Origin of the sequence: Lysinibacillus sp. OL1, from assembly GCF_004332175.1 — a bacterium.
In the GTDB taxonomy this organism is placed as follows: domain Bacteria; phylum Bacillota; class Bacilli; order Bacillales_A; family Planococcaceae; genus Lysinibacillus; species Lysinibacillus capsici.
The window spans coordinates 244,606-267,018 of the sequence record NZ_SJDS01000005.1 but is presented as its reverse complement, the minus strand read 5'-3'; the positions used below and the strand labels follow the sequence as shown (position 1 = coordinate 267,018).

19 protein-coding genes are annotated in these 22,413 nt (G+C 37.6%); 18 read left to right on the top strand and 1 reads right to left on the bottom strand.

Annotated features, from left to right (window positions below; genetic code table 11):
• Positions 1-467 precede the first annotated feature (467 nt).
• Complete coding sequence (gene glmS / locus EW028_RS11985) at positions 468-2,270, top strand: glutamine--fructose-6-phosphate transaminase (isomerizing) (RefSeq protein WP_131521035.1); 1,803 nt, start codon at positions 468-470, stop codon at positions 2,268-2,270.
• A 222-nt stretch (positions 2,271-2,492) separates the two neighbouring features.
• Positions 2,493-3,257 carry an SDR family oxidoreductase gene (locus EW028_RS11980; RefSeq protein ID WP_131521034.1) on the top strand — a complete coding sequence of 255 codons (765 nt, stop codon included), beginning with the start codon at positions 2,493-2,495 and terminating at the stop codon, positions 3,255-3,257.
• A 248-nt stretch (positions 3,258-3,505) separates the two neighbouring features.
• Here the strand turns inward: EW028_RS11980 and EW028_RS11975 are convergent, their stop codons facing one another.
• Positions 3,506-3,760: a GlsB/YeaQ/YmgE family stress response membrane protein gene (locus EW028_RS11975; RefSeq protein WP_016991561.1), complete on the bottom strand. Its 255-nt coding sequence runs from the start codon at positions 3,758-3,760 to the stop codon at positions 3,506-3,508.
• Positions 3,761-4,453: 693 nt separating this feature from the next.
• On the opposite strand from EW028_RS11975, the gene EW028_RS11970 reads away from it, so the two are divergent.
• From EW028_RS11970 to EW028_RS11895, 16 genes are all read left to right on the top strand, one after another.
• Positions 4,454-4,942, top strand: a complete 489-nt coding sequence (locus EW028_RS11970) for a VOC family protein (RefSeq protein WP_131521033.1) — start codon at positions 4,454-4,456, stop codon at positions 4,940-4,942.
• A 335-nt stretch (positions 4,943-5,277) separates the two neighbouring features.
• Positions 5,278-6,270: an ABC transporter substrate-binding protein gene (locus EW028_RS11965; RefSeq protein ID WP_193767366.1), complete on the top strand. Its 993-nt coding sequence runs from the start codon at positions 5,278-5,280 to the stop codon at positions 6,268-6,270.
• A gap of 135 nt (positions 6,271-6,405) precedes the next feature.
• Positions 6,406-8,076, top strand: a complete 1,671-nt coding sequence (locus EW028_RS11960; RefSeq protein WP_131521031.1) for a helix-turn-helix domain-containing protein — start codon at positions 6,406-6,408, stop codon at positions 8,074-8,076.
• A 165-nt stretch (positions 8,077-8,241) separates the two neighbouring features.
• Positions 8,242-8,934 (top strand): stalk domain-containing protein, encoded by a 693-nt coding sequence (locus EW028_RS11955; RefSeq protein WP_131521030.1) that lies wholly within the window; start codon positions 8,242-8,244, stop codon positions 8,932-8,934.
• Positions 8,935-9,156: 222 nt separating this feature from the next.
• Positions 9,157-10,506 carry a TraB/GumN family protein gene (locus EW028_RS11950; protein WP_227744936.1) on the top strand — a complete coding sequence of 450 codons (1,350 nt, stop codon included), beginning with the start codon at positions 9,157-9,159 and terminating at the stop codon, positions 10,504-10,506.
• Between the two features lie 183 nt (positions 10,507-10,689).
• On the top strand, positions 10,690-11,643 hold the full coding sequence (locus EW028_RS11945; RefSeq protein WP_131521028.1) for a sugar kinase: 954 nt from the start codon (positions 10,690-10,692) through the stop codon (positions 11,641-11,643).
• A 12-nt stretch (positions 11,644-11,655) separates the two neighbouring features.
• Positions 11,656-12,276 carry a bifunctional 2-keto-4-hydroxyglutarate aldolase/2-keto-3-deoxy-6-phosphogluconate aldolase gene (locus EW028_RS11940; protein WP_131521027.1) on the top strand — a complete coding sequence of 207 codons (621 nt, stop codon included), beginning with the start codon at positions 11,656-11,658 and terminating at the stop codon, positions 12,274-12,276.
• Between the two features lie 13 nt (positions 12,277-12,289).
• A complete protein-coding gene (gene uxuA / locus EW028_RS11935; protein ID WP_131521026.1) occupies positions 12,290-13,354 on the top strand; it encodes a mannonate dehydratase in 1,065 nt (354 codons plus the stop codon).
• Positions 13,355-13,363: 9 nt separating this feature from the next.
• A complete protein-coding gene (locus tag EW028_RS11930) occupies positions 13,364-14,386 on the top strand; it encodes a zinc-binding alcohol dehydrogenase family protein (RefSeq protein ID WP_131521025.1) in 1,023 nt (340 codons plus the stop codon).
• Entirely contained in the window at positions 14,379-15,212 is an 834-nt protein-coding gene (locus EW028_RS11925) for an SDR family oxidoreductase (RefSeq protein ID WP_131521024.1), read from the top strand. The genes EW028_RS11930 and EW028_RS11925 overlap by 8 nt, the downstream gene beginning before the upstream one ends.
• Before the next feature lie 36 nt (positions 15,213-15,248).
• On the top strand, positions 15,249-16,514 hold the full coding sequence (locus EW028_RS11920) for an MFS transporter (RefSeq protein WP_112116856.1): 1,266 nt from the start codon (positions 15,249-15,251) through the stop codon (positions 16,512-16,514).
• 21 nt (positions 16,515-16,535) lie between these two features.
• Entirely contained in the window at positions 16,536-18,035 is a 1,500-nt protein-coding gene (locus EW028_RS11915; protein WP_131521023.1) for a UxaA family hydrolase, read from the top strand.
• Between the two features lie 12 nt (positions 18,036-18,047).
• On the top strand, positions 18,048-19,313 hold the full coding sequence (locus tag EW028_RS11910; protein WP_131521022.1) for a mannitol dehydrogenase family protein: 1,266 nt from the start codon (positions 18,048-18,050) through the stop codon (positions 19,311-19,313).
• Complete coding sequence (locus EW028_RS11905) at positions 19,301-20,308, top strand: zinc-binding alcohol dehydrogenase family protein (protein ID WP_131521021.1); 1,008 nt, start codon at positions 19,301-19,303, stop codon at positions 20,306-20,308. Before EW028_RS11910 ends, EW028_RS11905 begins: the two co-directional genes overlap by 13 nt.
• Positions 20,309-20,323: 15 nt before the next feature.
• Positions 20,324-21,322 carry an ureidoglycolate dehydrogenase gene (allD, locus tag EW028_RS11900; RefSeq protein WP_131521020.1) on the top strand — a complete coding sequence of 333 codons (999 nt, stop codon included), beginning with the start codon at positions 20,324-20,326 and terminating at the stop codon, positions 21,320-21,322.
• Positions 21,323-21,396: 74 nt separating this feature from the next.
• Positions 21,397-22,398 (top strand): LacI family DNA-binding transcriptional regulator, encoded by a 1,002-nt coding sequence (locus tag EW028_RS11895; RefSeq protein WP_131521019.1) that lies wholly within the window; start codon positions 21,397-21,399, stop codon positions 22,396-22,398.
• The last annotated feature ends 15 nt before the right edge of the window (positions 22,399-22,413 follow it).

Below are 22,413 nucleotides of genomic sequence, written 5' to 3'. Positions count from 1 at the left end.
ACGGATAGCATATGATTGAGTATGATGGAGAAGTTGAAGATGAGGTCCGACCTTGTCCTTTAACGAGCGCCTAAGGAGGGAAGAAAGCGCAAAATCGGAAAACAATTATAGCGCCTGAGCTGAAGAAATCGGACGAAAAGATCTTCAGCAGACGAGGTGGAGGTTTATCGAAAATTCGGCGGATGCCTCCCAATCGACATACCCGATTGTCATTTTTCATTTTGAAAGCATTTGAGTGATTGAATGTACAGAAAATGGAGAAGGTATTGTAAAAGCAATAGATAAATAGATGAAGCTTCACATGTCGAAGATCTCTATTCAGGTGGCTGAGTAGCGTGAGTAGCTTGTGTGTATTGGAGTGCTTTATTTTTATAAAAATAAAGCATCGCTTGTGCATTCAAAAAATTCGATAGGATGAGGCCTAGTTTGTCATTGCATTAAATTGACATTATCGGAGGACGAGAATTATGTGTGGAATTGTAGGATATATTGGTGAATCAGATGCAAAGGAAATTTTATTAAAAGGCTTAGAAAAGCTAGAGTACCGTGGTTATGATTCAGCGGGTATTGCAGTACGTAACGAGGAAGGCGTAACGGTTTTCAAAGAAAAAGGGCGTATTGCAGATTTACGAGAAGCGGTAGATGAAGATGTTGCAGCGAAAATAGGGATTGGTCATACACGTTGGGCAACACATGGTGTGCCAAATCGTTTAAATGCTCACCCACATCAAAGTGCATCAGGACGCTTTACACTTGTGCATAATGGGGTTATTGAAAACTATCACTTATTGCAAAAAACATATTTAAAGGGCATTCCAATGAAATCTGATACAGATACAGAGGTTATTGTGCAATTAGTAGAGTTATTTGTGAAAGATGGTCTAAGCACTGCAGACGCTTTCCGCAAAACATTATCTCTATTACATGGCTCCTATGCACTGGCACTATTAGATGCAGAGGCAGCAGATACAATCTTTGTAGCAAAAAATAAATCACCACTTCTAGTTGGAATTGGTGAAGGCTTCAATGTTGTTGCGTCAGATGCAATGGCGATGCTACAGGTAACAGATCAATACGTAGAGCTTCACGATAAAGAGGTAGTTATCGTACACAAAGCAAGTGTGGAAATTACAAAATTAGATGGTACTGTAGTAGAGCGTGTACCATATACTGCTGAGCTTGATATGAGTGATATTGAAAAAGGCACATATCCACACTATATGTTAAAAGAAATGGATGAGCAGCCTACAGTTATTCGTAAAATCATTCAAGCATATGAAGGTGACAATGGTGATTTAACGATTGATGATGAGGTTTTAGAAGCATTACGAGCAGCAGATCGTTTATATATTATTGCAGCGGGCACAAGCTATCATGCGGGTCTCATCGGTAAACAATATTTCGAAAAAATGGCTGGTATCCCTGTAGAAGTGCATATTTCTAGTGAATTTGGCTATAACATGCCATTACTTTCAGAAAGACCATTATTTATCTTCATTACACAATCAGGTGAAACAGCAGATAGCCGTCAAGTACTAGTAAAAATTAAAGAGTTAGGCTATCCAACTTTAACGATTACCAATGTACCTGGCTCTACGTTATCACGTGAAGCTGACCATACCTTGTTATTACATGCAGGTCCAGAAATTGCTGTAGCTTCTACAAAAGCTTATGTGGCACAAGTAGCAGTCCTGGCATTAGCAGCCTATGTGACAGCAAAGTCAAATGGCAAAGGCTTAGAATTTGATTTAAAACAAGAGCTCGCGATTGCCGCTAATGGCATCCAAACAATAATTGATTCTAAAGATGTGCTAGAAGACATTGCAGAAGATTACTTAAAAATCGCACGTAATGCATTCTTCATTGGCCGTAATATGGACTTCTATGTCAGCCTTGAAGGTGCCTTAAAACTAAAAGAAATCTCGTACATCCAAGCAGAAGGCTTTGCTGGTGGAGAACTGAAGCACGGAACAATTGCCTTAATCGAAGAAGGTACGCCTGTATTTGCACTTGTCACACAAGCATCAGTAGGATTAAACATCCGTGGTAATGTCAAAGAAGTAGCAGCTCGTGGTGCATATCCATGTATTATCGCGATGGCAGGCATTGATGAAGACGGCGACCGTTTAGTCATTCCGCATGTTCATGAATTACTAACACCACTTGTATCAGTAGTACCTTTACAATTAATTAGCTACTATGCTGCACTTCACCGTCGCTGTGATGTAGATAAACCACGTAACCTAGCTAAATCGGTAACTGTTGAGTAGGAACAAAAATTAGATTTAATATGTTGTTGATTTGAAATAAAGTCATACCGTTTGTAAAAAAATCACACCATTTTACCCCTTTGGATACTATTAATCTAAAGGGGTGTTTTTATCCATAGCGAAACACCCCTTGAAACAGAATAGGAGAGCAACATTTCAAATAATGTCCCTTGATATAATTCTCTATGTAATCTAACTATGATTGAACAAGGAGATGGAAGCATGGGTAAGTTAACAGGCAAAATCGCTTTAGTTACAGGATCAAGTCGAGGAATTGGCCGTAGTATTGCATTGCGTCTGGCACAAGAGGGAGCCTTTGTCGTCGTTCATTATGGGAAAAGACGTAATGAGGCAGAAGCAGTTGTTCACCAGATCAAACAAAGCGGAGGAAATGCTTTGGCGATTGGTGCTGACCTTAGTACACTAGATGGTATTCAAGATTTATTTACTACTTTGGATGATACTATTCGGGAATATATGGGCTGTTGCGGATTCGATATTCTTGTCAACAATGCTGGAATTGGTCAAATTATCAGTTTAGAAGAGACGACGGAGGTATCATTTGACGAGGTAATGAAGATAAATGTTAAAGCACCACTTTTTATTACTCAGCAAGCTTTGCCACGTTTAAAAGATGGGGGACGTATTATTAATATTTCATCTTTTGTGACACGTGCAGCTTCACCAAGTGTCTTCACGTACAGTATGTCCAAAGGTGCAATCGATACGTTTACGCGTCTTCTAGCCAAACAACTAGGGAGCCGGAATATTACGGTAAACGCCATCCAGCCTGGGATTATTAATACAGAAATGAATGCTGAGACTTTGAAAAACCTTGATGGACAAAAATATGCGGCTGGTCTTTCAATTTTCAACAGATTTGGAGAGCCCGGGGATGTGGCAGATATTGCCGCCTTTCTTGCTTCATCAGACAGCCGTTGGGTAACTGGTCAATTGCTCGATGCAAGTGGAGGATCACATCTATAGAACATTAATTATCAAGCTTTGTATGGCATAATCCTCCTCAATCAGGCGCTATTGTTGTATAGGCTGTTCTGTTCTTCTTGAATTCACGGAGCGGAGGATTGTTAAGTTAATTAAAAACAAAGTAAAAGCGGTCCTCCACAGATATGATGTGGAAGACCGCTTTTTTGTTATAAGCACATTCACCATTTATTATTGGTTACATCTGATTCGCTTAATCGTATAGTAATAGATTAAGAGATCTATTTAGCTTACGAAGCATTACGCAATGATTTCAGAATTAAACTCAAAATGAAAACTAGTATAATTGCTCCAATGAGGGCAGGGAAGATATAGAAATCAGAAATTTTAGGACCCCAACTTCCAAGAAGCATACCACCAATCCATGCGCCGATAATACCTGCAATAATATTACCAATAATTCCACCTGGGATATCTTTACCCAAAATTATACCTGCAAGCCATCCGATAAGCCCGCCAATTATTAAAAACCAAATGAAACTCATACTATCCATCTCCTATTTTGTATTTTAAATATTTTGTTATAGTGTTTTATAACCTTTATTGAACTCTTTCAAACTATAAGGAGAGAAAAAATTTGTGGAAGTTTCAATGGGGATGATTTTTACTTCTATAACTGTTACAGTAACAGTACATGAAACTACTGAGAAGTTTGCTGCAAGCAAATATCCTCATTTATTTGCTTGTTCCGACTAGAGATACGGCTTTGTCAATATATACAATTGTTAAAAGGAGGTGTTGATACATCAGCTCATTTTACATTATTTGTTACACGCTATTATCATCGGTTTAAATATTAGTTAAGGCTGTAACTACACATAATTAATCTCTAAATCTTCCCTGTTAGATAAACAAAGTATCTGAATATCTAATAGGTGTTTTTTATATTTTTAATATATAAAAGCCTCCCGATGTAAGGGAGACTTCTAAGGTTTTAATGAATTCTAGGCCCCTTTGAATTATAGTATAATCAAGAAATTAAGCAAAATTTAAACAAGGCCTTCCTTTGCTATTTTAGTAAATTCTTAAGATTTTTCTAATCAAAATAATCCTACCATTCAAATTACAATCGGTTCGCCTATACTACTTAATCACTATTAACCTTTTGATTAAGCACAGTGGGAAGCTATTCTGCAATTAAAAGGAAATTATTAAAATAGGAGAAAGGGGTATGAAATATGAAAATCCGTAAGATTGATCATGTGGGAATAATCGTGAATGATCTTCCTGCAGCAAAAGCATTTTTTCTTGACTTTGGCCTTGAGGTGCTAGGGGAAGGAAAAGTGGAGGGTGAATGGGTGAAGAGGATGGAGCGAGTAATAGGGCTTCATGATATCAAAGAGGACGTTGCAAAATTGCGAACGTCAGATAGTGACGCAAATCTAGAAATAGTAATGCTGCGAACGCCAGACGGTGAGACGAATATTGAACTAGTAAAATTTAACGCGCCATCAAATGAAATAGGCATCCAGCATCCTTTAGCAAATACTTTGGGTATCCAGCATATTGCCTTCAATGTTGAAGATATTGAAGCCCTCGTTAACAAATTGACAAGGAAGGGCGCAGAACTTATTAGTGACATTTATAGGTACGAAAACGCTTATAAATTATGCTACGTTCGTGGGCCAGAAGGAATTATTTTAGAGCTCGCTGAAGAAATCAAATAGAATAGTAATCAACAGCTTGTTAATATGAAAAGAAACCACTGAAATGGTTTCTTTTTTTTCTATAGGGAGTTAATACTTATGCTTACATTTCACCATTTTCTCTCTTGAGATTCTAAATTGATCATATAGTCGAAATAGAAAGCACCATTAAAATGAATAATTCTTCACTAAAAATGAAGATAAAAAAGCAAAAGGCTTTCATAATCCTGATTATTGACATTTATCCAAATAAATTATTGCGTTTTTTCCATTGTTTCGCCCTTTCATAAAATCTATAATAACTCTGTAAATGATAATCATTTTCAATTGAAGTAAATCTGAAAGGGGCAACAAATATGAAGCAGTATATTGGAAAGCGAATTATACTATGGGGGAGTTTCCTCCTGTTGTTATTGATATTAGCGGCATGTAGTTCTAATGGCAACACATCTGTTGCGCAGAAAAAGGAAAACGAGAAAATAACTCAATCTGATGTGAAAGCAGAGGAAAGTGAGTCAATTGTTCAATATACAACGATTACAGGTGAACAGGTTGAAATACCTGCAGATCCAAAACGAGTCGTTTATATTGGTCAGACAGTTGGTGATTTCTTGGCGATGGATATTCCGGTTGTTGGTAATAATCTTCCTAAAGATTCTCCTAGTTACTATGAAGGTAAACTTGAAGGAATCGTTGATATTGGTAATCCAGCTGATTTAGAGACGATTTTGACTTTAAAACCTGATCTAATTATTAATGGCTATTACAAGGCGGATCCAAATCTTAATGAAGAATTGTCAAAAATCGCTACTACGATTCCCTTTAATCCTGCTCTTCCTTATACAGAACGAGTAAAAGAGATGGGGAATATCCTAGATAAGCAGGAAGAAGTAGCTCAATTGCTTGCTAAGTTTGAAACAGAGTCTAAACAAATGTTTGACAAGTTTCAATTAACTGAAGGGGAAACCGCAACAGTTTTCTATCAGCTAGGAAAGACGCTTTATGTTATGGGTGATCGTAGCCTAGGTGCTATTATTTATGGGAAAAATGGCTTTGCTGTCCCACCATCAGTACAGAAGAATATTATTGATGTAGAAGGGGTATCTTTCCTAGAGGTTTCCGAAGAGGTGCTTCCTGAGTTTGCTGGTGATCATTTGTTTGTTATTGTACAAGAGGATAGTGAAAGTGAAGCAGAAGCTGATCGGCTGCTACAAAGCCCGATATGGGGAACTTTGCCTGCTGTCAAAAAGGGGAAAGTTTATGTTGTTCCTAATGAATGGAATACAGATAATTTATTAGCTTTGGAGCAATTGTTCCAAAAGCTACCAGAGTGGATGCGCAAACAGTAAAAATTGTATCCGTGCAATCAATTTTTAAACCGCTAGTATTCTAAATACCACATACTCGAACAATCGTTGATAGTGAGTTATTATATGTTACAATAACGATAATGAGAATCATTTTCAATATTTGGAGAGTTGCTTATGAATCTGGCATCCTTATATATTAGACTACAACACTATGATCGATTTCAAGTTGATCGATTAATGTCAGCTAGTAGCCATAATGAGGGAATAAATAATTATGAAACAAATTTAAGCACGTTATTGATAGCACTTAGTCATGACATACGACTGTATGTAGACAAAATGGCAATCGATCTACGCCAAGGAAGCTGCACGCTCATTTTACCTGTACAAAGCTACACGGTAGAGTCAAGTAACAAAGAGGCACAGCTTGCTCGCTTTACCTTTGAAACTTTTGAAGTAGAAGGAATGACTTTGAACCGAATTGCTCATCCACCCTTGCTTTATGGTTATCCCTATCATCTGTTATTTTCTCAAGTCAAGCAGGTATTAGGAAATGAAGCATCGAACAATAATCAATTTTGTTCCTCTCTATCCACATTAGAAATGGCCATGTTGCAAGGTAGACTTCAGCAAATACTAGCTATGATGGTTCAGTTAGATGAACAAGCTAACCAGATACAGCACGAAGAAAAGACAAAATTGGTTCAACAGACTGTACAGTACATAGAACAGCATTATGATGAGGACTTAACAGTTGAACAATTAGCTAACATGGCTGGTATGGTAAGATGGCAATATAGTCAAAAGTTTAAAATATTGACTGGTAAAAAGCCGACGGATTATTTGACTCATGTACGGATAAACCAGGCAAAAAAACTTCTAAGTAATTCCACTGAGCCATTGAGAAAAATAGCTCGACAAACTGGGTTTAAGGATGAATATTATTTTAGTCGATGCTTTCATAAATTAACTGGAAACACCCCACGTGAATATGCAAACATTCAACTTCATACTCCAGAAAGAACAGTGATCGATTCATTTGGTAGAAAGATTCATGTTCCTAAAGATGCAACACGTATTGTGACTGATGGCAAATTTACACTTGGGGAATTACTTGTTCTAGGCATACCCCCTATAGGGGCGGCCATCTCAATCATGAAAGATAACGTGGTTTATCACAATAAATTAAGGAACATTCATAGTATTGGGCATTGGGTAGATCCGGATAAAATCGCACAGCTGCAGCCAGAGTTATTATTGCTTAGCTATTTTCATCCTGAACATGATTTGCAGAAACTAGATGCGATTGCTCCTACTATTATACTGAATAGCAAGTTTAGTCTATTTGAGCGGTTACGATATATCGCTAAACTATTTGAACGGAGTAAAGCGGCAGAGAAGTGGATTTCTACATATGAGAACAAAGTAAGATTGGTACGTAGGCAATTAGCAGATGTTTATGTTGCTGGGGAGACGGCTACTGTTTATCTCAAGTTAGATACTAAATATTATGTTATGTGTCAGACTGGATTGGCTGCAAGCTTGTATGAATCTCTTGGCTTTCGTCCTACTCCTCAGGTAATGCAGCTAATCGAGCAAGGGCAAGCATGGATAGAAATTCAGCAGCATCAAATAAATCACTATGCTGGAGAGCGTAATTTTATTTTGGCTTCCCCCCAAGAATTACTAACGATTACTCACTGCCCACAAATCGCCACGTTAATCGAGCTAGCTCCTGGTAAGACTCATTTCATAGATTTTATATGGAATCATTGTGATCCCATTACACGTGAACGGTTATTAGAGGTTCTACCGTCTATTTTTAAGAAGAAAGTTATTCGATAATTAAACAGTAAAACTCGATTCATTAATTGGATTGAGTTTTTGCCATTAATCGTATAATTGCTCACATATAAATTTAAAAAATATCCTGATATAAAAATCTTTAAAGGCTGTATGAAATTTCTGGTATAATTACATATATCTATGTTTATTTTAAGGAGTGATTTTATGAAAAAGCTATTTATAATAACTAGTTACTTAGGGTTTTTTATAGTAGGAGGTTTGACTTTTACCTACTTTTCAACAACGGAAGCAGCAAGTGACATGAAAAAAATTAGCGTGTTTCAGGATCCAATTAATTACTATGTAGATAAGGTTGAGAAAGTACCGCCAGAAGGTCAATTTGGATTTAATTATCAAGGTACGATATATGTCCCAATGCGATTTATTGCTGAATCTTTAGGTGAAAAAGTAACATGGGATGGGAAAACAAAATCCGTTTATATTGGTGATGTTCCAAAATTCATCGCTTTAAAAGATGTAAAACCTATTGGAAGTGATGAAGACCACTTCTTCCACAATCCAAGCTCTGTCATTATTAGTACAGGTGAAAAATTTGAGCGATCCTATCAGCTTGGTGGTTATCATGGAGGAGGCGCAGTTCAAGACCATACAGTTGAATATTTAGCTAATGGAAATTACAAGGGATTCGAAACCTATTTGGCACCCATTAAAAAATTAGCAGCTAATTCCTTCGGAATAGGTTTCTTGAAAATTTACGCAGATGGGAAATTAGTTTATGATAGTGGAGCAATCAAAGACAAGGTAAAGGTTCATGTTAATTTAGATGGAGTTTCAAAAGTGAAGTTTGAACTTGAAGGCAGTGGTTTAGGTATATTAGATCCTAAATTTATTCAATAAACCTTCTCTACTAATAAACAAAAAAGACGATGACATCATAATTTGTCATCGTCTTATTAAATTTGACCTCTTCATAACTATTTCAAAATAGAGAAATGCCAATACATATTTGTCAATATTTACACTTTTACTTATAAAATAGTTGGATGTTATATGGTATAATTTCATACGATACTGATACATAAAATAGGAAAAGGGAGAGAAAAGAATTTGATGAAAAAGATGATGAAACGAACGAGTGCAGCATTGCTTGGTGCCTCATTAATGCTGACGACAGTTGTTCCTGTGATTCATGCTGAGGAGCAAACAACACCCCTAGTACCGTCGATAAGCGAATGGGCGATAGAAACATTAAATGAGGGCGAAAAATACGGGATTTACTCAACTGAATGGTACTTTGATGGTTTCCTTCAGGAAATTCCAGTGGACAAAGTAAATGAGCTACTAGCTTTAACAGAAAAGAAGGTTGCCTCTCTAGGCTTAGCTGAAAATAAACAATACAAGCCACTAAGTGTGAAAAACGATAATACACGTGGTGATATTGTCAATCGCTTGTATAATATTGTAGCGCGGTATGATTTGCCTGTTGGTACAGATGCTGTGCAATTTATGAAAGAGCAAAATATATTACAAGGCTCTCCAAATGGACTGCAGCTAGAGAAAAAAGCAACCACTCAACAGGCTGTTTTGCTAGCCGTTCGTTTCATTCAGAGTACATATGCACTTGCAGAACAAGGCTCTAAAGGGGTTGCCTGGGTAGTAGAGGACGAGGATACGCTTATCTACTTATTAGGCTCTATTCATTTAGGAACACCAGACTTATATCCATTCGATAAAAAATTAGTAACGGCATTTGATGAATCGGATGCACTGCTGGTAGAGGCGAATATCTTGGATACGGAAGCACTTGAATACTATTCAGAGAAAGCAATGTATACAGATGGCTCAACATTGAAAGATGCTGTTGCACCAGAAACATATGCGAAGCTTGAACAAGTGGCAAAGCTGTATGGTCTACCAATGGACCAACTAACAGTTCAAAAGCCATGGATGCTTTCTAGTGCATTATCGATGCTAGCTATGGATGATTCATTTGGTATGACACCTCAAGAAATGGCTATGCACGGTATCGATATCTACTTTTTATTAAATGCACAGTTGCAGCAAAAGCCAGTGATTGAATTAGAAGGTACAAGAGCACAGGTTGATATGTTTGAAGGATTATCACCAGAGGCGCAGGAAGAGTCATTAGTCGCTGTACTGGATAGTATCATTCATCCATCGGAAGAAAATCAATCTGAAGTACTTCAAGAGTGGTTTACAAGCTGGAAGCAAGGAAATGTTGAAGAGTTTGCAAAAAGCTTCCAAGCAATGGAAGGTACATCGTCTGAATTTAATGAAATGCTATTTGGTCTACGTGATGAACAAATGGCCAAGAAAATCATGAATGTATTGGAAGAAAAAGAAGGTAAGTACTTTGTTGTTGTTGGTTCAGGTCACTTCCTAATCGATAAAAATATTCGCTATCATTTGGAGAAAAACGGCTACAAGGTAAAGCCATTTTATCAATAAAATAGATTCCCCTCGTAAAAGGATAGATTATTATCTGTCTTTTACGAGGTTTTTTTATTCATGTAAGACAAAAATGGTTATTTGATTCTAACTATCTAAATAATCGGATTATTGTTGCAACGTAAAAAAAATCGTGTTAGTATAAGTAAAACGTTTTACTAAAACGTTTTACTTATGAAGGGGATGAACATATTGGCAAATAAACGAATTGCAACGATTGGAGATGCAATGGTCGTTTTTAATCCATCTAAGACAGGTCCTCTACGTTTCGTTCCTTCCTTTGAGCGAGCTGTGGGTGGTGCAGAGTTAAATTTTGCGATAGGTGTTACGCGTTTAGATATGGAAGCAAAATGGATTAGTTGTATTGGAGACGATGAATTTGGCAAATTAATTTATAACTTTGCGCGAGGTGAAGGGATTGATGTATCACATGTCTTACGAACACCACATATTCCAACGTCTATCTACTTTAAGGAGATTCGGGAAGACGGTGCAGGTAAATCGTTTTACTACCGCAACCCATCACCTTTACTTGAGCTGACAGAAGATCGTATCGATGAGTCAGTATTGGATGATGTGGACTTATTACATATTAGCGGCGTGTATTTAGCGGTATGTGAACATAACATTGAAGTTGCATTGAAATTAATTGCTTTAGCACAAGCAAAACATATTCCAATTTCTTTTGATCCAAATTTACGTTTAAAACTATGGACTATAGAAGATGCCCGAGCAGTATACGAAAAAGTGTACCCATCTATCAATCTTCTTTTAACAGGACAGGATGAATTTGAGCTTTTATTTGAAGGGCGTACAGTTAAAGACATTCAAGAGAGTTATAAAATAGATGAAATTATTGTGAAAAAAGGTGAAGAAGGCGCCACGGTTTATACAGCCTCTCAACAGTATAATCGAGAAGCATTTTCCATTCGTGCCATTGATACAGTTGGAGCAGGGGATGCATTTGATGCTGCATATGTCTATAGCTATTTAAATGGTGATGATATTGTAGAACGCCTCCGTTTAGCCAATGGTGCAGGTGCATTGGTAGCAACAATTAAAGGAGATAATGAAGGGCTTCCATCCCTACAAGAATTAAGGCAATTTATTGGTGATGAAAAACTAATTGAGCGTTAGGAGTTGTTAGGAATGCAAAAAATCAAAATTTTGAAAGCGTTGTCAGATGCGAAAATTGTAGCTGTTATTCGCGGAAATTCACCTGAAGAAGCGACGGAAATTTCAAAAGGTGCTATCTCAGGTGGCATTCGAGCAATTGAAATAACGTATACAACACCTTTCGTTGAAGAAACTTTTAAAGCCTTACGCAATAGCGATGCAATAATTGGAGCTGGCACAGTATTGGATGTTGAAACTGCACGTCACGCGATTTTAAACGGTGCCAAATTTGTAGTTAGTCCAAGCTACAACGCTGCAATTGCAAAGCTCTGCAATCGCTATAGTATTCCATATTTACCAGGCTGTATGACCATTACAGAAATGGTGACAGCACTTGAAGGGGGAAGTGACATTATTAAACTATTCCCGGGAAATCAATTTGAACCAAACTTTATTAAAACCGTTAAAGGGCCTCTACCACATATCACAATTATGCCTACAGGTGGTGTTGGTTTGGCTAATATGAATGAATGGTTAGAAGCAGGCGCAGTTGCAGTTGGGATTGGAAGTGATTTAAATAAAGCATTTGCAAAAGATGGCTATGCAGGTGTAGTTGAACGTGCCAAAGCATATATCGAAAATCTATCAAACTAGGAGGTAATGACGTATGAATATGACATTTAGATGGTATGGTCGTGGCAATGATACAGTGAAATTAGAAGATGTGAAGCAAATACCAAATGTAAAAGGTATTGTTTGGGCACTCCATCACCTACCAGCAGGAGAGGTATGGACTAAAGAGGCTATTCAAGATGAAGTTGACTATATTCAATCGTTCGGATTCCATACAGATGTCGTGGAAAGTGTCAATGTCCATGAAGATATTAAATTAGGATTGTCCACACGTGATCAATATATCGAAAACTATAAACAATCGATTCGCAACCTTGGTGAAGTGGGTGTCAAAGTTATTTGCTATAACTTCATGCCCGTATTTGATTGGACACGTACAGACTTATTTCATCCACTAGAAGATGGCTCAACGGCTCTCTATTTTGATAAGGAAAAGGTCATGAACTTAGATCCACAAGAACTAGTGAATGAAGTAAGTGCTTCTTCAGATTTAACCCTTCCAGGATGGGAACCAGAACGATTAGCTCGACTCTCAGATTTATTTGAACAGTACAAAGAAGTAGATGAAGCCAAACTTTGGGACAACTTAGCTTACTTTTTACAAGCCATTTTACCAGTTGCGGAAGAGGTAGGTATTCAAATGGCAATTCATCCAGATGATCCACCATATACCATCTTTGGCTTACCTCGCATTATTACAGGAGCAGAAAGCTATGAAAAATTAATTAAAATCTCTGATTCAAATGCAAATGGCTTTACGTTCTGCTCAGGTTCAATGGGAGCAGACCCACAAAATGATATGGTAGCCATCGCTGAAAAATATGCATATCGTGCTCCGTTTGCTCATATCCGCAATGTCAAGATTATGGAAAATGGTAGTTTCTTTGAAACATCACATTTTACATCGGATGGTTCAATCGATATTAAAAATATTGTACGTACATTAAATGACCAAAACTATGAGGGTTATGTACGTCCAGATCATGGTCGTCATATTTGGGGAGAACAATGTCGTCCAGGCTACGGCTTATATGATCGAGCACTTGGCATTATGTATTTAAATGGACTTTGGGATGCTTATGAAAATCTGAAGAAATAGGTGACATGTATGAAAGCACTACAAGTAATCAAACCTTTTGAAATGGCTTTAATTGACGTAGCAGAACCAGTAATAACAAAGTCAACAGATGTCCTTGTTCAAACAGAATATGTTGGTATTTGTGGCTCAGACATGCATATTTATCATGGCTCGAATCCATTAGCGACATTGCCTCGTGTACCTGGGCATGAAGTTGCTGGCCGAGTGTTAGAGGTTGGTCAAGACGTACAAGGTTTAAAAGCTGGTGACAAGGTTGTTGTCGAACCAATTCGTTATTGTGGTGAGTGCTATGCTTGCCGTAAAGGACAACCAAATGTCTGCGAACAACTTTCTGTTTTTGGTGTTCATGAAGATGGAGGCATGCGTGAGCGTTTTGTTGTTGCTGAAAAGCAATTGCATAAAGTAGCAGACAACACCTCTTTAGAAGAGGCAGTCTTAATTGAACCTTATACAATTGGCGCGCAGGCAGTATATCGTGGTGAATTACAGGCTGGTGAGACACTATTGATTCAAGGGGCCGGACCGATTGGCATTTGTATTTTAAAGATGGCTAAATTAATAGATGCACGCGTGATGATTTCTGATCTAGATCCAGCAAAGCTCTCTTTTGCAAAAGAACTTGGTGCAGATGTAGTTGTCAATGTAAATGAGCAAGATTTATTAGAAGCTGTTAATCATTGGACAGATGGAGTAGGTGTCAATGTATCTATTGATGCAGTTTGTATTCCACTAACATTTAAGCAATCTATCGATGCTGTTTCAGTTGCTGGGAGAGTAGTAGTCCTTAGCTTTGGTGAGGAAGCCATTGAGCTTGCCCCACTACCGATTACGAAAAAGGAATTATCGATAAAAGGCTCACGTTTACAAACATTTCAATTTGAAAATGTAGTGAAGCTTGTTGATGCTGGAAAGTTACAGCATCAAGGTTTAATTACACATACTTTCTCACTACATGAAGCAAAAGAAGCATTTGAATATATAGAAAAAAACCAAAATGAAGTACGTAAAGTTATTTTAAAAGTAGGTGAGTAAGGTGCATGAAGCATTGCAAAATAAAGTGGCTGTTGTAACGGGTGGTAGTGGTGTTCTTTGCTCAGAGATGGCAATGGAATTGGCTAGGCAAGGTATGCGAGTTGCTATTTTAAATCGTACGGCGCAAAAAGGAGAAGCAGTCGTCCGATCGATTACAGAAAATGGCGGAGAAGCAATTAATTTTTCTGTGGATGTTTTAAACAAAGAGTCGTTAATAGCAGCGAGACAAGCAATTTTACAGCAATATGGTCAAATTGATGTACTGATTAATGGAGCGGGCGGCAATCATCCAGATGCCATTACGGCTGATGAAGTATATAAAGAACAATCGGCTACACCAAATTTCTTTGAATTAACACCAAACGGTTTTGAAAGCGTCTTCTCGAATAATTTTACAGGAACATTTTTGGCTGCCCAAGTTTTTGGTGAAGCATTACTGAGAACGAAGGGGACAATTATTAATATTTCATCCATGAGCTCCTATGCCCCTATGACAAAAGTGCCTGCATATAGCGCGGCAAAGGCAGCGATTAATAACTTTACGCAATGGATGGCGGTGCATTTTGCAGAAGCAGGTTTACGTGTTAATGCCATTGCACCTGGATTTTTTATTACCGAACAAAACCGTAATTTATTGCTAACAGAGGATGGTTCATTAACTGCACGTTCAGAAAAAATCATTACAGCTACACCACAAAAGCGTTTTGGAAAACCACAAGATTTATTAGGAACTTTATTATTTTTAGCTGATGATACATACTCAGCATTTGTCACTGGCGTAACAATTCCTGTTGATGGTGGATTTATGGCTTATTCAGGCGTTTAACAAAGGGGATTTATTTCAAATTTAGGGGTGAATGATATGAAACAACAAGGTATTTTTGGAGATGGCAAAACGGTTGTTATTGTCATGCTATTTTTAGCAGGTGTCATTAACTATTTAGATCGTTCAGCCTTATCAATTGCAGCACCATTTATTCAAGAAGATATTCATCTAACGTCAACCCAATTAGGGATTATCTTTAGTAGCTTCTCTGTTGGGTATGCCATTTTTAACTTCTTAGGTGGAATGGCTTCCGATAAATTTGGTGCCAAGTTAACGCTATTTGTAGCAATGATTGTATGGTCTTTATTTAGTGGAGCAATGGTTTTAGTCGTTGGGTTCGCATCGTTGATTATTGTTCGTATTGTATTTGGTATGGCGGAAGGGCCATTGTCATCAACCATAAATAAAATGGTGAATAACTGGTTTCCTGCTGATAAACGTGCCTCTGTAGTAGGGCTAGCCAATAGTGGTACGCCACTTGGTGGTGCAATCGCAGGTCCAATCGTTGGTTATATTGCATTAGCATATGGATGGAAATATTCATTTATTGCGATCATGATCCTTGGATTTATTTGGGCAATCGTATGGTTTAAAGTGGTGAAAGAAAAGCCAAACAAAGAAGACAGTGTAGAATCAATGGCAAACTTAGAGATTGCAGCAGAAGATATCAATCATAGTCGTGGTCTATCTTATTATTTAAAACAACCAACAGTATTATTTACTGCTTTTTCGTTCTTTGCCTATAACTATATCCTATTCTTTTTCTTAACTTGGTTCCCAAGCTATCTAGTAGAAGCTCGTGGAATGGCTGTAAAAGATATGAGTATTGTAACGGTTATTCCGTGGATTTTAGGATTCCTAGGTTTAGCATTGAGCGGAATTGTCTCAGATTTCATTTACAAACGCTTTATGCGTAAGGGAGTTTTATTCTCTCGTAAAGTCGTTCTAGTGACATGTTTATTCTTAGCAGCTGTATCGATTGGCTGTGCAGGTATTGTAACAACAACGGTTAGTGCTGTTGCGCTTGTTGCTACCTCTGTTTTCTTCTTATATTTAACAGGGGCTATTTACTGGGCAATCATTAATGATGTGGTGGAATCTAAGTATGTTGGATCTGTTGGCGGCTTTATGCACTTCCTTGCAAACACAGCTGGTATTATTGGGCCAACTTTAACAGGTTTCCTAGTAGACAGAACAGGAACATTCTCCGCAGCTTTCCTACTTGCAGGCGGCTTAGCGGTTATCGCTTCATTAGCAGTTATTAAATTTGTTACACCAATAGTTCATAAAGAAATAGCTTAGAAATAGAAAGGATGGATTCAAATGAACAATCAATCAGTTATTAAAATTCATCCGATGGACAATGTTGCCATAGCCTTGAGTGATCTTCCTCAAGGCTTTTTACTTCCATTGGATGGAAAGGAAATAACGTTACAGCAACAAGTACTACGTGGGCATAAGATTGCCATCAAGACTCTTTCTAAAGATGCACACATCACGAAATATGGTTTTTCAATTGGTCATGCGACAGAAGAAATCCTAGCAGGTGGCTGGGTTCACTCCCATAACATGAAAACCAATTTATCGGGTGAATTAAGCTATGAATTTAATCCAAAAACACATCCCGTAGCCGAGTCTCGTCATGCACAGCGCATGTTCAAAGGGTATCGTAGAAAAGATGGTCAGGTTGGTGTTCGAAATGAAATTTGGATTATTAATACTGTTGGATGTATTAACAAAGTAGCTGAAAACTTGGCGAAGTTAGGCAACCAATTATTGAAGGCTGACAATTTTGATGGTGTACAGCATTTCGCTCATCCATATGGTTGCTCACAACTTGGTGATGATTTAATGTATACACAAAAAATCTTAGCTAATTTAATTCATCACCCTAATGCAGGGGCAGTCATTGTATTAGGGCTAGGATGTGAGAACAATTATATTGAGCTCTTTAAGAAAACAATTGGTCATTATGATGAACAACGCGTTTCCTTTTTAAATGTTCAAGAATCAGCAGATGAAATGGAAGAGGGTCAACAACTGCTTGAAAAAGCCTTTGACTATGTGACGACATTTGACAGACAAACATTACCTATTTCAGAACTGAAAATTGGTTTGAAATGTGGTGGTAGTGATGGTTTCTCTGGCATTACCGCTAATCCGATGATTGGTGTATTTTCTGACCAGTTGATCTCAGCTGGAGGTGCAACGGTGTTAACGGAAGTTCCAGAGATGTTTGGTGCTGAACAGATTTTAATGGAACGTGCAAAAGATGCCTCTGTTTTTGAGGATATTGTGCATTTAGTAAATGACTTTAAACAGTATTTTATGAAATATAATCAACCTGTCTATGAAAATCCCTCTCCAGGAAATAAAGCGGGTGGAATAACAACATTGGAAGAAAAATCACTTGGCTGTATACAAAAAGGGGGCTTTCAAGAGGTAAAAGAAGTGCTTGATTATGGCGAACGTATGACAACAAAGGGGCTACATTTACTAAACGGTCCAGGAAATGATCTTGTTTCAACAACAGCACTGGCCTCAACAGGCTGCCAAATCGTCCTTTTCTCAACTGGTAGGGGAACACCCTTTGGAGGACCTACACCAACAGTCAAAATTTCAACAAACACACCACTTTATGAACGAAAAAAAAATTGGATTGACTTTAACGCAGGGCAGTTAGTGGATGGGAAGCCGATGGATATATTAGTCGATGAATTTATGGATTATATAGTAGCGCTAGCTTCAGGTGAAGTGCAAACGAATAATGAGAAATATGGATTCAAAGAAATCGCCATTTTTAAAGATGGCGTGACGATGTAGGAGAGAAATGACATGAAACATCCTATTAAAATTATGCAAATAGGTGATGGGAATTTTATCAGAGGCTTTTTTGACCTAGCAGTTGAAAAACTACAAGTCCCTTGCAGTATTGTTTCTGTCGCAGCAACAGCAAGAGGAAAAACAGTTAAACTGCTAGAAGAACAACAGCTGCAATTCACTGTGATGGAACGTGGGCTAAAAAACGGTGAGGTCGTAGAAGAAGAAACCACTGTTAAGATTATTCAAGATACTATTCATCCATATGAGAACTGGCCTACATTTTTACAATATGCACAGTCTGAGACATTAGAAATGATTGTGTCTAATACAACAGAGGCAGGGATTTATTATGAAAATATTCCTTATCCAACGGCTTGTCCAACAAGCTATGCAGCAAAGTTAACCGTCTTTCTAGAACAATATTACAAACATTTTCAAGGTGAAAAACAAGTGGCAATTGTGCCTTTGGAATTAATAGAACAGAATGGCTCTACATTAAAAACAATTTGTCTACAGCATGCTAAAGACTGGAAGTTGCCTACAGCATTTAATGATTGGCTTGCGACGTTAACTTTTTGTAATACACTTGTAGACCGTATTGTAACAGGTTATCCACAGGATTATCAGGGGGAGGATGCCCTTTACACAGTTTGTGAACCGTATTTCTTATTTGTAATTGATCAAAAAGAGCCATTTAAACATTGGCCAACAAGTCATGATTTCCCTTTTGTCTTTGATGATTTAGACATGTATCGAAAACGCAAAGTAGCCATTTTAAATGGTAGTCATATTTTGCTTTCAGCATTCGGCAAGATTTTTAACTATAAAACTGTAAGAGAGGCATTTTCTCATGCAGGTGTTCGAGCCTTTATTGAAAAAATAACAAACGATTTTACCCAACGCTTCCAAGTGGATGAGCACTATCAGCAAGATGTCTTTGAACGTTTTTTAAACCCATTTATTGAGCATCAGCTATATGATATTCAATTAAATGAGTTATCCAAGTGGCAAACACGTATTGCCCCTTACGCTGAAACAGAAATATACTATCAAGCTTTAGCAATAGGGATATATGCAATGAATCCAACACGCTTTTCCGTGCGTGAATCTGATCAAATTATTGAAAAACTGACTGAAATCCATAACTATTTTGAACAAGGTCAGTCAGAGCCAATGCAACAATTTATCGAACAATATTTCCAGTGTGATGCAGCAGAGGTTATTCAGCAATTATCTACAATTACTAGTTTATTGGAGGCAATAGCATGCGACAATTAATCATTAATGAACCGTTTCAAATGGTGGAACGTGAAGTAGACAAGCCTAGTATTGAAGGAAGTCATGATGTTTTATTAAAAATCACGCATATTGGTGTATGTGGAACAGACACACATGCTTTTGCAGGTGAACAACCATTCTTTAGTTATCCACGAGTGTTAGGCCACGAACTAGCTGCTATTGTGGAAGAAGTCGGTGAAGCAGTTAAGGACATCCAAGTAGGAGATCGTGCAACAGTTATTCCATACATCCATTGTGGAGAGTGTGCTGCATGTCGTCGAGGTCAAACAAACTGCTGTAAATCTTTGAAAGTATTAGGTGTACATATGGATGGTGGTATGGGCGAATATATCGTAGTTGATGACAGTATTGTAATTACTGATAATGCTGTGTCAGGTGACCAATTAGCTACTGTGGAACCATTAGCTATTGGTGCCCATGCAGTACGTCGTTCGGAACTAACAGAAAATGATACGGTACTTGTTATCGGTGCAGGGCCAATTGGATTAGGAGCAGCACGTTTTGCTAAGTTACGCGGTGCAAAAACAATATTAATGGATTTGAACGAAGAACGTTTAAAAGAAGGACAGGCATGGTCGGAAGCGGATGGTGTGATTGTTGGTAGCCATGACATAATGGCGCAGTTACAAGAAAAATGTAATGGTGAACTTCCTACGGTTGTCTTTGATGCAACAGGCAATCAACAATCAATGGAATCCTCATTTCAATACGTAGAAAATAGTGGGACATTAGTGTTTATTGGTTTAATGAAGAAAACTATTACATTTAATGATCCTGAATTTCATTCAAAGGAATTAACATTGAAAAGCAGCCGTAATGCTACGTTAGAAGATTTTGAGACGGTTATGAACTACATGCAGTCAGGAGCTATAAAGAAAGGCTATGTCACGAAGCATATTGCATTCGATGAAGCGATTTCTTACTTTGAGGCGAAACAATACAACACAAATAAAGCACAAATCTATTTTAAATAATGAGGAGGATTTTCAATGAATATTTCTGTACCAGCATTAAAAAAAATAGTAGTTCAAAAATTCACAACTGAAGGTGTTGAAGCTGAAACAGCAGCGCAAGTAGCAGATGTTTTGATTTATGCCGATTTACGAGGTGTCAGTTCTCACGGTGTTATGCGCGTGGAGCATTATATCACACGTTTACAGGCAGGTGGCATAACGAAAAATCCTCATTTTTCAGTAGAAAAAAGAGGCACAAATCACCTTCTTTTTAAAGGAGATAATGGCTTTGGGCATGTTATTTGTAAGGAAGCGATGGATGAAACCATTAAAGTGGCTAAGGAACATGGCTCATGTACAACGATTATTCAAGAGAGTAGCCATTGTGGGGCACTCGGCTATTTTCTTGAACAAGCCACGAGTGAAAATTTAATTGCTATTATGTGCTCTCAAACGGACTCCGCAGTTGTTCCTTTTGGCGGAAAAGAGCCTTACTTTGGTACGAATCCAATTGCTTACGGTTTTCCAACCAACGATAAACCGATTATTTTGGACATGGCAACAAGCAATGTAGCGCTAGGGAAAATTCTATATGCACGTGAAAAAGGGGAGACAATTCCAAATACATGGGGAGTTGATGCACAAGGAGCACCAACTACAGACCCACACCAAGTAAAATCTTTAACACCGTTTGCAGGGCCAAAAGGATATGGTATGGCACTTGTAGTAGATGTTCTTTCTGGAATTTTAGCAAGTGCAGCTTTTGGTCCACACATTTCAAAAATGTATGGTGATTACGAACAGAAACGTAATCTAGGACAATATTTATATGTATTAGATCCAAATATTTTTGGAGATGTAGATCAATTCAAAGCAAATATCTCACAAATGATGAACGAATTACATGATGCGCCAACCGCACCAAATTTTGATCAGGTACTAGTGCCTGGTGAAATTGAACAGAAACGTAGTGTGGAAACAATGGATAAGGGAATTGACTTACCTGAACAAGTCTATAACTATTTGACTAGTTAATTTAACCAGTAAAGTATGCTATGCTACATAATACCAAGGAGAGTTTTCATATTATAGGTAGGAGATTGATTTTAGTGAAAAAAACAACAATTGCCGATGTTGCACAATATGCAAATGTTTCGAATAGTACAGTATCGCAATATTTGAATAAGCGATATGAATATATGAGTGCAGAAACTCGTAAGAAAATTGAAGAGGCTATTGAAGCATTGCAATATCGTCCGAATTTAATGGCTCGTAGCTTAAAACAGAAATCTACCTTTACAATTGGTATTATTGTGGCAAATATTATCCATGACTTTTCAACAAAAATAATAAATGCATTGGAAGCAGAGTTCGATAAAGAAGGCTTTCATATGATTGTGTGTAACTCAGCGGATAACCCTAAAAAAGAGAAAAAGCATATCGAAACTTTACTAGAAAAACAGGTGGATGGCTTAATCGTTTTTCCAACAGGAGAAAACAAAAATCTCTACATAAGACTTCATCAACAAGCAATGCCAATCGTTTTTATTGACCGTTTTATTGAGGGAGTAGATATTCCTGCAGTGTTGCTTGACAATTTTTCTGCCATGGATACGGCAGTGGGGACATTTCGAAAGCAACCAATAGCCTTTATCACTACTTCTTTAGCCTTACCGATTACTCCTCGTGTCGAACGTTTAGAAGGATTTCGTCAAGCGCTCAGAAATAGGGATCTGTTGATTGATGAGCGCTATATAAAAAATGGTGAGCCAGCTGAGATGACAGAGATTTTTAATCAATTATTTACATTGGAGCAACCACCCAGGGGAATCATTGCGGCAAATGATCGTATTTTTCAAGAATTAATGCTTTATATTAAAAAAAGAAACATACATGTGCCTAATGATGTACAAGTAATCGCTGTGGATGATGTACCATATGCCAACTTTTTAACACCTTCCATTACAACATTGCAACAACCCATTTTACCAATGGCACAGAAAGCGGCATCATTGCTCTTAGCAAAAATAAAAAAAGAACATCTAGCTGATGATGACCAAAGACTATATCGCTTCAAACCGATATTAATCGATCGAGATTCAACTAACTAAAAAGGCAACCCAAAG

Coding starts and splice junctions, on each gene's coding strand:
- EW028_RS11940 (WP_131521027.1), top strand. CDS start 11,656: ATGCAAAAAATCAAAATTTTGAAAGCGTTGTCAGATGCGAAAATTGTA.
- EW028_RS11955 (WP_131521030.1), top strand. CDS start 8,242: ATGAAAAAGCTATTTATAATAACTAGTTACTTAGGGTTTTTTATAGTA.
- glmS (WP_131521035.1), top strand. CDS start 468: ATGTGTGGAATTGTAGGATATATTGGTGAATCAGATGCAAAGGAAATT.
- EW028_RS11970 (WP_131521033.1), top strand. CDS start 4,454: ATGAAAATCCGTAAGATTGATCATGTGGGAATAATCGTGAATGATCTT.
- EW028_RS11980 (WP_131521034.1), top strand. CDS start 2,493: ATGGGTAAGTTAACAGGCAAAATCGCTTTAGTTACAGGATCAAGTCGA.
- EW028_RS11930 (WP_131521025.1), top strand. CDS start 13,364: ATGAAAGCACTACAAGTAATCAAACCTTTTGAAATGGCTTTAATTGAC.
- allD (WP_131521020.1), top strand. CDS start 20,324: ATGAATATTTCTGTACCAGCATTAAAAAAAATAGTAGTTCAAAAATTC.
- EW028_RS11950 (WP_227744936.1), top strand. CDS start 9,157: ATGATGAAACGAACGAGTGCAGCATTGCTTGGTGCCTCATTAATGCTG.
- uxuA (WP_131521026.1), top strand. CDS start 12,290: ATGAATATGACATTTAGATGGTATGGTCGTGGCAATGATACAGTGAAA.
- EW028_RS11905 (WP_131521021.1), top strand. CDS start 19,301: ATGCGACAATTAATCATTAATGAACCGTTTCAAATGGTGGAACGTGAA.
- EW028_RS11965 (WP_193767366.1), top strand. CDS start 5,278: ATGAAGCAGTATATTGGAAAGCGAATTATACTATGGGGGAGTTTCCTC.
- EW028_RS11945 (WP_131521028.1), top strand. CDS start 10,690: ATGAACATATTGGCAAATAAACGAATTGCAACGATTGGAGATGCAATG.
- EW028_RS11910 (WP_131521022.1), top strand. CDS start 18,048: ATGAAACATCCTATTAAAATTATGCAAATAGGTGATGGGAATTTTATC.
- EW028_RS11975 (WP_016991561.1), bottom strand. CDS start 3,760: ATGAGTTTCATTTGGTTTTTAATAATTGGCGGGCTTATCGGATGGCTT.
- EW028_RS11960 (WP_131521031.1), top strand. CDS start 6,406: ATGAATCTGGCATCCTTATATATTAGACTACAACACTATGATCGATTT.
- EW028_RS11920 (WP_112116856.1), top strand. CDS start 15,249: ATGAAACAACAAGGTATTTTTGGAGATGGCAAAACGGTTGTTATTGTC.
- EW028_RS11915 (WP_131521023.1), top strand. CDS start 16,536: ATGAACAATCAATCAGTTATTAAAATTCATCCGATGGACAATGTTGCC.